This window comes from Shewanella sp. SR44-3 (genome assembly GCF_014163735.1).
In the GTDB taxonomy this organism is placed as follows: Bacteria; Pseudomonadota; Gammaproteobacteria; order Enterobacterales; family Shewanellaceae; genus Shewanella.
On the sequence record NZ_JACJDV010000015.1, the window covers coordinates 46,989 to 61,263 of the forward strand.

At 45.9% G+C, this 14,275-nt stretch carries 12 protein-coding genes; all 12 read left to right on the top strand.

Annotated features, from left to right (window positions below; genetic code table 11):
• Window positions 1–5 precede the first annotated feature (5 nt).
• The 12 genes from H5073_RS09830 (at window position 6) to H5073_RS09885 (ending at window position 14,258) form a co-directional block, all read left to right on the top strand.
• Window positions 6–944 carry an AAA family ATPase gene (locus H5073_RS09830; protein WP_182679344.1) on the top strand — a complete coding sequence of 313 codons (939 nt, stop codon included), beginning with the start codon at window positions 6–8 and terminating at the stop codon, window positions 942–944.
• Window positions 941–2,233, top strand: coding sequence for a lipopolysaccharide assembly protein LapB (locus H5073_RS09835; protein WP_182679346.1), 1,293 nt, complete (start codon window positions 941–943; stop codon window positions 2,231–2,233). The genes H5073_RS09830 and H5073_RS09835 overlap by 4 nt, the downstream gene beginning before the upstream one ends.
• Complete coding sequence (locus H5073_RS09840) at window positions 2,230–3,990, top strand: GspE/PulE family protein (protein WP_182679348.1); 1,761 nt, start codon at window positions 2,230–2,232, stop codon at window positions 3,988–3,990. The genes H5073_RS09835 and H5073_RS09840 overlap by 4 nt, the downstream gene beginning before the upstream one ends.
• 2 nt (window positions 3,991–3,992) lie before the next feature.
• On the top strand, window positions 3,993–5,210 hold the full coding sequence (locus H5073_RS09845) for a type II secretion system F family protein (protein WP_182679350.1): 1,218 nt from the start codon (window positions 3,993–3,995) through the stop codon (window positions 5,208–5,210).
• A 26-nt stretch (window positions 5,211–5,236) separates the two neighbouring features.
• The gene (locus H5073_RS09850) at window positions 5,237–5,734 is read left to right on the top strand and encodes a hypothetical protein (protein ID WP_182679352.1); all 498 of its coding nucleotides are present in this window, start codon (window positions 5,237–5,239) and stop codon (window positions 5,732–5,734) included.
• A 156-nt stretch (window positions 5,735–5,890) separates the two neighbouring features.
• Entirely contained in the window at window positions 5,891–6,508 is a 618-nt protein-coding gene (locus tag H5073_RS09855; protein ID WP_182679354.1) for a prepilin-type N-terminal cleavage/methylation domain-containing protein, read from the top strand.
• Window positions 6,509–6,662: 154 nt separating this feature from the next.
• Window positions 6,663–7,181 carry a type II secretion system protein gene (locus tag H5073_RS09860; RefSeq protein WP_182679356.1) on the top strand — a complete coding sequence of 173 codons (519 nt, stop codon included), beginning with the start codon at window positions 6,663–6,665 and terminating at the stop codon, window positions 7,179–7,181.
• A gap of 169 nt (window positions 7,182–7,350) precedes the next feature.
• Window positions 7,351–7,836, top strand: a complete 486-nt coding sequence (locus H5073_RS09865) for a type II secretion system protein (RefSeq protein WP_310734242.1) — start codon at window positions 7,351–7,353, stop codon at window positions 7,834–7,836.
• Complete coding sequence (locus H5073_RS09870; protein WP_259394870.1) at window positions 7,826–8,371, top strand: MSHA biogenesis protein MshD; 546 nt, start codon at window positions 7,826–7,828, stop codon at window positions 8,369–8,371. Before H5073_RS09865 ends, H5073_RS09870 begins: the two co-directional genes overlap by 11 nt.
• Window positions 8,371–9,189, top strand: coding sequence for a PilW family protein (locus tag H5073_RS09875; RefSeq protein ID WP_182679358.1), 819 nt, complete (start codon window positions 8,371–8,373; stop codon window positions 9,187–9,189). The genes H5073_RS09870 and H5073_RS09875 overlap by 1 nt, the downstream gene beginning before the upstream one ends.
• Window positions 9,179–9,625, top strand: coding sequence for an MSHA biogenesis protein MshP (locus H5073_RS09880; RefSeq protein WP_182679360.1), 447 nt, complete (start codon window positions 9,179–9,181; stop codon window positions 9,623–9,625). Before H5073_RS09875 ends, H5073_RS09880 begins: the two co-directional genes overlap by 11 nt.
• 37 nt (window positions 9,626–9,662) lie before the next feature.
• Window positions 9,663–14,258, top strand: coding sequence for a DUF6701 domain-containing protein (locus H5073_RS09885; protein ID WP_182679391.1), 4,596 nt, complete (start codon window positions 9,663–9,665; stop codon window positions 14,256–14,258).
• Window positions 14,259–14,275: the final 17 nt, after the last annotated feature.

Consider the following 14,275-nt stretch of genomic DNA (forward strand, 5'->3'; position numbering starts at 1 on the left):
TTCGCATGTATCTAGCGCACTTCGGTTTAGGGCAATTGCCTTTTGGGCTGACACCTAACACTGGGTTCTTTTTTGGCCTAGAGCCTCATGTTGAAGCCCTGGAAGTATTGCAAGTAGCCTTAGAAAGTGGTGAAGGTTTTATTAAAGTCACAGGAGAGGTCGGCACAGGAAAAACGCTGGTGTGCCGCAAATTGCTTAATAGTTTGCCTAAGCAGTATCAAAGCGCCTATTTACCTAACCCCTATCTAACACCTGATGAGCTACGCTGGGCGTTAGCGTGTGAGTTAGGGCTTAAATGCCAAACTGGGTTAGATCAGCGCCAGCTCACTTTTTGGATAACCAAGCGCTTACTCTCATTAAGTTTACAAGGCCAGCAAGTTGTGCTGGTGGTGGATGAAGCTCAAGCTTTGCCCGATGATAGTTTAGAAGCCTTGCGATTACTGACTAACTTGGAGTCTGAGCAACGTAAACTCATCCAGTTAGTATTGTTTGGTCAACCTGAACTTGATGAGCGTTTGCAAACACATCAATTTCGTCAATTAAGGCAAAGGATCAGCTTTAGCTATTGTTTACGGCCACTTGAGTGGGATGAAGTTCAAGCCTATATCAATCACAGATTAGCGATTGCGGGTTATCAAGGCGCTGATTTATTTAGCGTCAAAGACATCAAAACGCTCACGCAAGCGGCGAGGGGAATACCCAGATTGATTAATATTCTCGCCCATAAAAGCCTGCTGCTATGTTATAGCCAAGGAGAAGCTAACGTGTTGAGCCGCCACTGCATTGCAGCTATTGCCGATACTCAGGATACTCAGGATACTCAATTACCCCTTAGAGGTAGCAATCTAGGTAACAGTACTGTGGGATGGCGCATTGGATTGGTCGTTGCATTGCTAATGGGCTGTGCTTTAGTGTCTGCTCAAGCTTGGGGTTATTGGCTATGAGTTTAATCAATCAAGTATTACAAGATTTAGATAAACGTCAGCAAGCAGCGGATAAGAGCAAGACAGTGGCCATGGATGAGCAAAGTAATGCCAGTGTCATCAGCAAGGGGGCGAATGCTCATCATTCCCCAGCACATGATTTTGTGCGGCCTCAATTACAATATCAGACTCAGCAAAAGCGAGTGAATACTCGCAGCCAAACACCGCTTTATCTGCTAATGGGCACGATTGCCATGACTGCCGTAGTGGCTGGCGTGTGGCTATTGTCTCAGGCGCAAAATATTATGCCCCAAGCCGAATTCGCCTTTGCCAAAGAGGTTGGAGCTTCACCTCAGCAAGCTTATGAGTTAGCTTTAGTCGCTAATAAGCCTTCGAAGCAGCAAACTGTGATATCTGCCCCAGCTGAGCAAACTCAAGTTAAAACCGCACAGATAGCGCCCGAGGTCAGCGCTTCAGAGCCTGTGGCGGCAAAGCTTGTACAAGTGCGCGAACAAAAGTTCGAACAAGAACTTATGCAAGAGCCTGAACAGCAACTTAAGCAAGCCTACAAACAAGAGTTAACACCGGGAGCAGAGCTAGAGCCAGGATCTGAACCCGTGCAGCCAATCTCTGTTGGAACCGTAAACTATGCCTCGCGAGCACCGGAGCCAATTGCAGTTAAAGCACCATCATCAGCCGGGAAAATGGCGGTGGTTGAAGTTGTGCTTACGGCTAATCAAAAAGCCAATAAGCTAATGCTCAGCGCTGAAAACGCAGAAGGAAATGGTAATTTAGCCCAAGCGAAAGCTGATTATTTAAAAGTGTTAGCGTTAGTCCCAACGCAGATTGATGCCCGTAAAAAGTTGCTGGGACTCTACTATGCCCAAGGTGAGCAAGATAAAGCGATGGCTTTAGTTGAACAAGCCATTAATGACTCAGCAGAACCATGGCAATGGGTATTACTTAAAGCCAAATTACAGCACTCAAATGGCGCGTCAGCAATGGCATTAATCACCTTAGCGACTATCCCGGAACAAGGCGTTTGGGCTAAGGACAAGTGGGCTGCTCAAGGAGATATCGCTCAAAAACTAGGTCAATTTTCTCTGTCGGAGCAAGCATACCGCGCATTAACCTTAGTGGAAGCACACAAAGGATTATGGTGGATGGGGCTTGCCTATGCACAGGATTCACAACAGCAATACTCTCTCGCGCGTCAATCCTACTTAGCCGCCTACGAGCGGGCAGGATTATCATCATCGGCTAGAGCATTTATCGAAAATAGATTAAAAGAATTAGGAGAGAGTCGATGAAACCTAAGTTAAAAATGCGCCTTGGGGATCTACTGGTTCAAGAGCAGATCATATCCGAAGCACAATTACAGCAAGCACTTGGGGAGCAGCGTTCATCTGGACGTAAATTGGGGCGAACCTTAATCGACCTTAAATGCATCACCGAAGAGCAATTGCTGCAGTTTTTATCCCATCAGTTGAATCTGCCTTTTTTGGATATTCGCAGTAAGACCATCAGTGCTGATGTGGTCGCTCTTTTACCTGAAGTACAAGCTAGACGTTTTCGCGCTTTAGTTATTGAAAGTGATGATAATAGTGTTTTAGTGGCCATGAGCGATCCTGCTGACTTACAGGCAATAGATAATATTGAAGTCTTAGTCGCGCCTAGGCAGCTTAGAATTGCAGTGGCACCTGAGCAACAGTTGTTGGATGCCTTCGATAACCTTTATCGCCGCACTGAGCAAATTGCTGAAATCGCCGGCAAGCTGGAGGAGGAATACGCCGCCGATGATATGTTTGACCTTGCGAGCCTCACAGAAGGCGACAGTGATAATGAAACCACTGTGGTTAAGTTATTACAGTCAATTTTTGAAGATGCAGTGCAGATGCGCGCATCAGACATTCATATTGAACCCGGTGAAAAAGTGCTACGTATTCGCCAGCGTATCGATGGTCAGCTACATGAAACCTTGCTTAATGAAGTCAATATTTCAGCGGCGCTGGTATTACGACTTAAATTAATGGCTGGGCTTGATATTTCAGAAAAACGCTTGCCTCAAGATGGTCGTTTTCGAATCGAAGTTAAAGGTCACAAAATTGATATCCGTATGTCCACTATGCCCATTTATCACGGTGAATCTGTGGTTATGCGTTTACTGGATCAATCTGCGGGCTTACTGACGTTAAATGAAACTGGCATGCCAGCTAATATTCTCGCTAGAGTGAGGCATCAAATTAAGCGTCCCCATGGGATGTTGCTGGTGACAGGCCCCACAGGTAGCGGTAAAACCACCACTTTGTACGGTATTTTAAGTGAGCTCAACACCGCTGATCGCAAGATTATTACCGTGGAAGATCCGGTGGAATACCAGTTACCACGGATAAACCAAGTACAAGTCAATCATAAAATAGGTTTGGATTTTTCTAATGTACTTCGTACCACTTTACGTCAAGATCCTGATGTCATCATGGTGGGTGAGATGCGTGACCAAGAGACGGTTGAAATCGGCCTTAGGGGCGCATTGACGGGTCACTTTGTATTATCAACCTTGCACACTAATGATGCGGTCACCAGCGCCTTGCGTCTGCTAGATATGGGCGCTGCAAGTTACTTAGTTGCCAGTGCCTTAAGGGTCATCATTGCTCAGCGATTGGTGCGAAAAGTGTGTCAGAATTGTGTTAAGGATTATCACCCTAGCGCGCAAGATTTAGTCTGGCTTAATAAAATTAACAAGACCAAAATTAATACTGATAATCTGAAAATGGGTTCGGGTTGTCAAAGCTGCAATGGTTCGGGGTACCGTGGCCGAATTGGTGTTTTTGAAATTTTAGAGCTCGATGATGTGATGGTGGATGCGATGCGCTCCGGGGACCCACAGCTGTTTGCTCGCGCCGCCTTAAAAAGCCCTAATTTTATTCCGTTGGCTGATTCTGCCATGGCGTATTTAGAGCAAGGGATGACAACGATTGAAGAGGTGGCGAAGTTAATTGAAGACATGAGTGAATCTAAGGTGCCTTTATCTGAAGATATTATTAGCCAACAAGGCGTAGAGGGGTAAGCATGCCCGTATATCAATATCGTGGCCGCAATGCTCAAGGGCAAGCGGTCATGGCTCAGCTTGAGTCTGCCAGTGAAAGTAGCGCGGCCGATGCCTTGATGTCTCGAGGCATTATTCCGCTGGAGCTTAAAGAGCTTAAGCCTAAGGCAGAATTCTCTCTTGGGAGCTTTTTTCAGCCAAGCATTTCCCTTGATGAATTACAGATATTCACTCGGCAGATGTATTCGCTAACGCGTTCGGGCATTCCTATCCTGCGAGCGATTGCGGGCTTGTCAGAAACAACACATTCTACCTTGATGAAGACAACCTTAGACGACATCTCTGAGCAATTAACCGCTGGACGGCCATTATCCTCAGCGATGAACCTGCATCCCAAGGTTTTTAACCCGCTCTTCGTCTCTATGATCCATGTGGGGGAGAATACCGGTAAGCTTGAAGATGTGTTTATTCAGTTATCTGGTTATATTGAGCGTGAGCAGGAAACCCGCAGACGGATTAAGTCAGCAATGCGTTACCCCATGTTCGTGCTGGCAGCGATAGCGCTAGCCATGATTATCCTTAATATTATGGTGATCCCAAAATTTGCCGATATGTTTTCCCGTTTTGGTGCTGAGCTACCATGGGCGACCAAGTTACTTATGGCAACTTCCAGTGCTTTTGTTAATTATTGGCAGCTGATGTTGGCTGCTGTAGTGGGGATGTTCTTTGGCATTCGCTATTGGCACAGTACAGTCAAAGGGGAAAAGCAATGGGACAGATGGAAGCTTAAGATCCCTGCGGTTGGGTCAATCATCGAGCGCTCCACCTTGTCTCGTTATTGTCGCAGTTTTTCTATGATGCTTAGTGCTGGAGTGCCCATGACCCAAGCTTTGAGCTTAGTCGCCGATGCTGTAGATAACGCCTATATGCATGATTCTATTGTGGGCATGCGCCGGGGGATTGAGTCTGGTGAATCTATGCTTAGGGTATCTAATCAAAGTAAATTATTTACCCCTTTAGTACTGCAAATGGTGGCCGTGGGTGAAGAAACAGGGCAAATTGATCAATTGTTAAATGATGCCGCTGATTTCTATGAAGGCGAAGTGGATTACGATTTAAAAAATCTCACCGCCAAATTGGAGCCAGTGTTAATTGGTTTTGTCGCTTGCATCGTATTAGTCTTAGCCTTGGGAATTTACTTACCCATGTGGGACATGCTCAATGCGGCAAAGGGGGGTTAGTATGTCAAGGACGGCACAGGACACTCATGCATAGTCAGCAAAAAGCAGAAAGCGATTTATTATCCGTATATCGGCGGATGATCACCTTGATATTGCTGCTGATGATTTTTGGGGTATTAGCTTGGGGTTATTTCTCCAGCGTATCACAGTTAAAAAGCCAGAGCTTAGCTATAGAACATAGTCGGTTAATCAATACTTTACCTATGATCCGTAGTCAATGGCTATCAAGTGGTCGTCCAAGCAAAATGAAGTTGCAATGGCAGGGGCAGGATACAGACAACAGCCCTCAAGCTGTGATGGTGTTTATGAGTCACGCTGGCTGGCCGCAACTCAATTCGCAAGATAGCTTAGGTTGCCAGTTATTATGGCAGCAATTGCTCGGCAGTGATTTGGTGCAGCTCAATGTTAATACTGAATATCAGTTAGTCAGTCAGCGTTGTGAGTTTATTGCATTAGACGGTGCTAAGCTCACCTATCAGCCTATGACTGGAGAGGTCACATTTTGGCAATTTGGTGATAAATAATCATCTTGTTTACTTTTTAAAGTTAGTTAAACTGCTAATATACAATAAGATGTAGCCACAAGTTCGCAAATGGCATAAATTGAAGATAAGCCATTTAATCATATATGATCCGATACCGATTCAATTGAATCGATATCTAATCCAAGGTGAGCAAGTATGAAATTGAAACAACAAGGCTTTTCATTAATTGAGTTAGTTATTGTTATCGTCATTTTAGGCTTGTTGGCGGCAACGGCGATACCACGGTTTTTAAACGTGACCGATGATGCAGAAAATGCCAGTGTCGATGGGGTATCCGGCGGCCTAGCTACAGCTGTAGGTTTTGTTCGCGCCCAATGGGAAGTGGACGGTAGACGTAATAACTCGGTGATTTTAGACGGCACCCGAGTGTCACTTGATACTCGTTTTGGTTTTCCAACAGGTAGCACGATTACCGATGCCACCAGCATGACAGATGCTAGTTGCCAAGAAGTCTTTAACAGTGTGCTGCAAAGTGCACCGCGCAATGTGTTATATAACTTAGATGCTCGCAATCAGCGTTATACGGTAAGAATGTTAGACGGCGTGGGTGGCGGCTCCACAGGTATTGATGGCATAGCCGTCACGGGATTGGATTTATGCGTGTACCATCAAGTGGCGTCACTTATTCTTGATGAGAGTTCAGGGATTGCCGATCCTGAACCGGATCTGACCACAGCCAATGCCAAAGGTGTGACTTACAACCCAGGCACGGGACAAGTATTAAGTTTCACACAGACACCGTTTACACCTTAACGCTCAGGTTTAAAGGTTTATGATTGAAATAACTAATAAAATATGCTGTTATTTGCCATAAGTGTTAAGTGTTAAGTGTTAGCCCAAGTCGAACTCAATCTCTGTAATGATATAAAGATGAGTTATTTAGAATATTTTTAAAAAGGTACGTTAAATGAAAAGACAACAAGGTTTTACCCTGATCGAATTAGTCGTAGTGATCATTATTTTAGGTATTCTTGCTGTCACAGCAGCGCCTAAGTTCATTAATTTTCAATCTGACGCTAGGCTTTCTGCAGTACAGGGGCTAAAAGGCGCTATTCAAGGTGCGAACAGCTTAGTGATTTCAAAGGCCGCATTTGGAGGGAGTACATCAGGTACTGGGACTGTATCTATTGGTGGTGCAGCAGAATTTGATACTATGAATGGCTATATGCGAGCAACGAAAGCCTCTTTAGAGGGTGGTATGGAGATTAGCTTTGATGCTAAAGCCGACCCTCAGCTTAAAACGGCAGATTGGATCATTGATGCTACAGGGGGTACTCCTGGTACGGCTAAAATTTACGCCCACGGTGCGCCAGCTAATTGCTACTTAACCTATGCAGAAGCTAAGGCTGCAACGACAGGGACTTCACCAACATTATCAGAAGCACCTAAGTATGTAATTACCAATGGGCCGACAGACGGTTGTTAATCATTTTATTTTAAAAAGCCTGCTTAGCAGGCTTTTTTTTTGCCTTTTTTAGAGGCTAAATGGCATAAGTCGGTGGATTTATTTGCCATACTTAACCAGTTGTAAGACACTAAAACATTAAGTGTTTCCCTTTCAGGACGGTAAAACCTTGGCGGAAAAAAGAGTTCCAATGACTTCATCTATGACTTATGCCCAAGGCTTCACTTTGGTTGAGCTGGTGACTGTGATGATTTTGATTGGTATTTTGGCAGTTGTTGCCCTGCCGCGTTTTATTGGCCCCTCATCTTATAGTGCTTACAGCCTGCGCAATGAGTTTCTTGGTGAGCTTAGACTGGCGCAGCAATTAGCAATGAACAATACCGACAGATGTTACCGCATAAGCGTTACCCCAACGCAATATCAACTGAGTCACTTTACCAGTCGCACCGCAGCAACTTGTGCTGGGGCTGTAAGCCGTGTCGATGCCGCCCAGTTGTTAACAGGCGGTGCTCGCCTTGTGTTAATGAATACAGGCAGTGATAGTTTTAATATCGATTTTGATGTTAACGGTCGCCCGCAACTTAATTGCGCCGCCAATAATGATTGCATTCAAACGGTCGCCGATGACACCTTGGTTATCGGTATTTCCTCTGAGGGTTATGTTTATGCGAAATAACCCTATCGGCAATAAAAAAATGCCAGGCTTCACCTTGATGGAGCTAGTGGTAGGCATGCTGGTGATGGGCATTGCTATTACTTTGATGGTGAGCATGTTACTCCCTCAGGCCGACAGGGCTGCTCAAAGCTTGCATAGAGTGCGTTCAGCAGAACTTGCCCACGGGATTTTGAATGAAATTTGGGGCAAGCGTTATGATCAAAACACCAAGGCTAACGGCGGCGTGCCTGCCTGTGGCAGTTCACAGGGAGGAAATCCAGTGGGCGAAGCATGTAGCACTGTGATGGGACCTGAGACTATTTTAGGCGTTGAGGAAAAACGCAACGAGTTTAACGATGTCGATGATTACCATGGCTTAACCCACACGGATTTAATGCTTAACTCGACTCAAAGCTATGCTGCTTTCTATCCTAATTATCAACTCAATGTCACAGTGGTGTTGGGCGCGGTGGCGAATACTAAACTTATTACTGTGACTGTCACAACGCCAGATGGTGAAGCCATTGCTTACCAAGCCCTGAGGAGTAATTACTGATGACCTCTAATGTTAAGGGTTTTACTCTGGTTGAGTTGGTGACAGTTATTTTGATATTAGGTGTGCTTATTCTTGGGGTGAACGGGATTATTATTTTTGGCAGCCGTATTTTTGTTGAGTCATCCTCAGTTGATCAAGTGATAGGTCAGAGTCGGTTTTCCGTTGAACGCATAACCCGAGAGCTTAGAAATGCAGTGCCTAACAGTGTGCGCCTAACAAGTAATACGAACTCCCAATGCATAGAGTTTGTGCCTATTGTCGCCAGTACCTCGTATTTAACCATGCCTATCGCTTCATTAACACAGGTTGCGAATGGGGCCAAGGTTATGCGCGATAATGCTCAAAGTCGTATTGCAGCTGGGCAGTGGGCCATAATCTATCCCGTGAGTGAAGCAGATGTTTATCAACAAGCTAAGGCTAAGCGCTTTAGCTTGAACAAAGTGACCTTAGAGGCGAATAGCATAGATCTAGAGTTTGCCGCTCCAGTGCAATTCTCCGCAGCATCTCCTCGCAAGCGAGTGTATTTCAGCTCCGATGCGGTGAGCTATTGTTTTGAGCAAGGGGGAGACTTATATCGCTATGCCGCTTACGGCCTGCTTGAGGTTCAACCCACGGCCAGCTCCATGCCTGTTGCACGAGTGAAAGTCTTGATGGGGCAGCATGTTGTTAATGATTTAGGCGATAATGATGACTTGCCTTTATCCTTAACCCCAGCAAGCTTAATGACCAATGCGATTGTGCAATTACAACCTAGGTTTAGCGTATTAGGTGAAACCTTTCAGTATCGCCATCAAGTGCAGGTGATCAATGTCCCTTAAATATTCTTTAAACCATAATGATACTAAAAGCACTATGGCAAATAGGCAGCGAGGCAGCGCCTTGATCATGGCCATTTTTGTGATTACTGTGATGTTTTTATTGGCGTCAGCCTTGATTAATATTGTTAGCGATGGTGATGATAGCCTTAATCAAGAAGTGCTAGGCACTCGTGCGTTAGCTACAGCCAACAGTGGCGCCGATGCCGCATTAGCGAGGTTATTTCCTTTAGCGGGTGGCGTGACTGATTGCGCTATCGTTACAACTCCTTGGACGCCGCCAACGAGTGTCGGTTTTAGTGGTTGCAAAGTGACATTAGCTTGCGCAAATTATGTGCTGGGCAGTGAAACTCAATACCGGATTACTAGCGAGGCGGTTTGTGAGTCAGGACCTATGCGGGTAAGACGGCAAGTGGAGGTAGAGGCGCGTGGCAACTAATTCTTTAATTTTTAATCGCATTCAAGTTTGCCGCTCCATGCTAATGGCTTTTGTTATGTTGACAGGCTTATGGGGCTTGCCAACAGCAGTGAGTGCGGCGTGGGACAAAACGTTTATTGAAGGTGTTAATGGTTATGGTAGCAATGCTTGGATTGGCTTTGCCAATTCATCTTATTTGTTCAATGCCCCTAATAATGGCAAGCTGCCAGCTACCAGTGTTTATGATCAACATGACGCTTGTGTTTCAAGCAATGGCAATAATAGGTGGTGTAGGGACACAACGCCTTTGGCTGAACTCCCCAGCGATCGTCTTGCTTTTAGTCAGTGCACTTCTACTAGTAATACCAACCTTGGGCCGCCAAGTTTTGCGGAAAAAACTGTGTCAGTGCCTCAAGGCGAATACGGCAATATTAGTTTAGGCGGCGGCGCAGATCGCACGGTTAAATTCACCACTGCTGGTGGTATTTATAAAATGAAGACGCTGTCAGCAGACTCTGGTCGATTAGAATTAGCAGCGGGGCAATATTGGATAGAAACCTTAACTTTAGGTAATGGTGTGACGTTAGTGTTTCCCACCACAGGCACAGTGACTTTCTTTGTTAAAAATGATTATCGGCATCAAAATCTTAATCTAGTCGATGCCGCTGAGCGTTTCATTATTTATAACTATGGTAATTTCACCCTTAACGGTGGGGCTAATTTAAATGCCTATGTGGTGGCTGAAGGCACTGCAACCCTTGATGGAAGCGCGAGATTAACAGGGGCGATAACCTCAAACCAGGTGCGCTTATATGGCGGCTCTCGGGTAACCTTTGCTGATACGGTTGCCAATGTGACGACTGTGCCTAACTGTACTATTCCTGTCGCACCTGCTGCATTCCATCTGCAATTTGGTAAATCTGAAGCATTAGCTGCCCGTACAGGGGTTGTGTTGTTTGATAAGCCTTTTGAGCTTGGGGTCACTCCGCTTGTTTTTGCTATGGCGACCATAGAAGACAGCAATACTAATAACGATGGCCCTGCGGCTGTGTTTATCAATGGTATTACCCCATTAGGCTTTACTTGGACTCAAAAAGAGTCGCCATCCCCCCTAGGTAGCTATGTGGCATCGCAGCCTATGCCATCTATTCATTGGGTCGCCGTTAGCCCAGGCACCTATGAGTTATCTAATGGCAAAAAATTAATTGCCGGCAGTGTGGCGATTAATCAGGCGCTGATTGGCCGTGATAGTCCTTACACCTCAGTGGCCTTGCCATCGAGTCAAAATGTGGTGCTGAATCAGCTACAAACTCAAATTAATAATTGCTGGCTAACAAGTACCTCTAAATTGACCAGTAACGGTGTCGACTTGGGGCTTGATGCATCAGAAGTGCGCAGCGGTAACACCCGCTGTCAACCTGGCGATCTAACGAATAATCAGCTGCAGAATGAAACCGTGGCTTACCTTGCTGTTGAATCGGGCACTGGCACGATAAATTTAAACAATGCCAATGTGAGATTTGAGTTTTCTAATGGCCAAACCCATACCGGAAATGCGACAGACTTAAGCAGCCAGTGTGATTACTTAACGGCATTAACGGGTTTTGAGAAACCGCCGACTTTTATCGCCGCGAAAACCAATCGCAGAGGAGGAGATGGTGGTTGGCTTAGGCGCTGTCAATTGTCAGCGTCGCAAGTGAGTATGACCGTAGATGAAGACACCTATTCCGACTCCGATAGGCGCCATACATGGGAAGATTACAGTTTTATTGCCTTTGAGAAAAAAGTCGATACGTTAACTTGTTTTAATGATGACTTTAACCGAGAAACAGTAGGGGATGATTGGGCGCTCAAGGTGCTTGGAACTTCATTGCCAGCGTCAATTATCGATAAAAAGCGCTTACGCTTCACTTCTGCCAGCGGTAATCAAGCCACTTCTAGTACGTATCAAAGACTGTTCCCTGCTGAAAATAACTTAGTGGAAATTGAATTTGATTATTTTGCTTGGTCGAGCCAGTCGGGCACTGGCGCCGATGGTATTGCCATTAGCTTATCCGATGCCAGTATTACCCCTCAGCCAGGCAGTTTCGGTGGCGCTTTAGGTTATGCCCAACGTGATAACGGCACCGCAGGTTTTGCTGGTGGTTGGCTGGGTATTGCGCTTGATGAATACGGTAATTTTTCTAACCCAACAGAAGGAAAGAATGGCGGGCCAGGTTTTAGGCGTCAAGCAGTCGCTATTCGTGGCTCGGCGGGCACCAGTTATCGCTACCTTACGGGCACCAATGCTGACTTAAACCCCAGAATTGATGTGCGTAGTACCGCCAATGCTGCGCCTAATCATAGATACAAAATTATTATTGATTCTAGAGTGGCGGGTACGGCTATGGTATCTGTGCTGCGGGACACTCAAAACCGTGGTAACCCTGCTGACTACGTGACTTTAATTGCGCCATTTAATGCCTTAAGTTTTGCGGGCCAAGCGCCGGTTCCTGAAAAGTTTTATTTGTCTATTACTGGCTCCACCGGTGGCTCCAACAACAACCACGAGATGGATAATTTTAAGGTGTGTGCGCTTAAGTCCGAACCCATTGGCGCTCAAGTGCACCATTTTGAGTTTGATTATACGAGTTCGCCGTTAACTTGTAAGGCTGAGGTGATGACCGTTAGGGCTTGTAAGAATGAGGGTTGTGATTTATTTACTGACCCTGTTCAGGCCAATCTATCACCGGACTCTAGAGCCACTGGCGGCTGGTATTTTGGCGGTGCGGCCACCAATATCATTAACTTCACTAATGGTCTCGCCCAAGTGGGTTTGCGCCATAACGCCACTACACCTATCACTATCGGGGTTACATCTTCAAACCCGTCGACGGTAGCGGGCAGTAATACCCTTTGTCGTCGAGGCGGGGGGGCTTTATCAACCGCGAGTTGCAGTTTAACTTTTGCTGAAAGTGGCTTTATTTTTGATGTGCCGGATAAGTTGGCTAACAAACCAACAGGTAATATATCCATTAGTGCAGTGAAAAAATCGGATAGTACTCTGCAATGTGTACCTACTTTTGCTAGTACAACCAAAAACGTCGATTTTTGGAGTACTTATGTTGAGCCGACTACGGTCATTAGTGGTCAATCGGTATCTGTGAATGCAACGGCTGTTGGTAAACAGAGTAGTGCAGCAACCAAGCTTGCATTGGCATTTGATGCAGAAGGTAAAGCAAATATTAACGTCAACTATCCCGATGCCGGAAAAGTACAGCTAGATGCACGCCTTAATGCCACAGGTGAAGATATTGGTTTAGTGATGTTAGGCTCAGATCAGTTTGTTAGTTTTCCTGTGGGTTTATGTGTTAAAGCTAAGGATACCAATGCCAGTTGTAGCGCAGGGAACGCCAGTTGCAATGTCTATAAAAAAGCCGCTGAGACCTTTGAGTTAGTTATTCAGGGCAAAGCTTGGCAAAGTGATAGCGACGCAAACTATTGCGACAATCTCAACACCCCAAATTATGCTCACAATGATATTGCATTAGGCCACAGTATAGTCGCGCCATCAGGCGGAGCCTTAGGTGTACTGGGAAATGTGAAATATAACCATCTGACTGAAGCGACCAGCAGCAATAGCGTTTCTCAATCGGTGCCTGAGGTGGGGGTGTTTACCTTTAGTGCTGATCCGCCGCTAGGCTATTTAGGCTCTAATTTTTATAATATCCCTCAAGGGACTTCGGCTAATATTGGCCGGTTTGTACCAGCAAGCTTTGCAGTGAGCAATAGCCGTGTTTCAGCAGCTTGTAATGCTTTCAGTTACATGGATCAGGGCTTTGACATTGACTACACCCTCACAGCCAAGAATATAGCAGGTTCCACTACTCAAAATTATATCGGCGCATTTGCCAAGGCATCCATAAGCCTTGCGGGCGAAAATGCCAATAATGGCGTTGATTTATCTTCAAGGTTAACCACTCCAAGCCTTGCTAATGCCGCCTGGGCTAAAGGCGTCGCCACTATTACGGGCACCAATCTGGGCGCTAAGCTCAGCAATTTTTCTCGCCTTAGCCCGCCTCTGGTTGATGGCCCTTTTGAGTCGTTAGCCATAGGGCTTAAGGTGCAAGATAACGATGGTGATCATGCCAAGGTGGTAAGCGATATGCATGCGGGGTCAACGGCTCTTCCTTGTGGCGCCTTATGTGATGCTAAGTCTTTAGGCACCCCAACCAAGCTTAGGCATGGGCGCGTGACTATGGACAACACCTATGGGCCAGAATCTGAAACCTTGTTGATGCCGACCTACGCTCAATATTGGAATGGCAGCACTTGGATAACTAATCCCAATGATGACTGTTCCACTGTGAGCTCGACACTTGATGGCAGTGAAGACTATGCCCCAGCATTAACCACAGGGCAGTTGGTCACAAGGGGGGCTGTGAGTGCCACAATGCAAAACGGCAACTTACAACTTACTTGGGATAATACCGGCAGCAATGATTATCGCGGTCAAGTAACGGCGCCTCTAAACGTCCAGCCTTGGCTTAAGTGGTATTGGAATTGGGATAGGAGTACGGCCGGCTCAACAACATTGGCCGATCCTCGAGCCAGTGCTTTTTTTGGTCGTTATCGCGGCCATGACAGAATTATTTATTGGCGGGAAACACAGTAATCAGCGACTAATCTTAG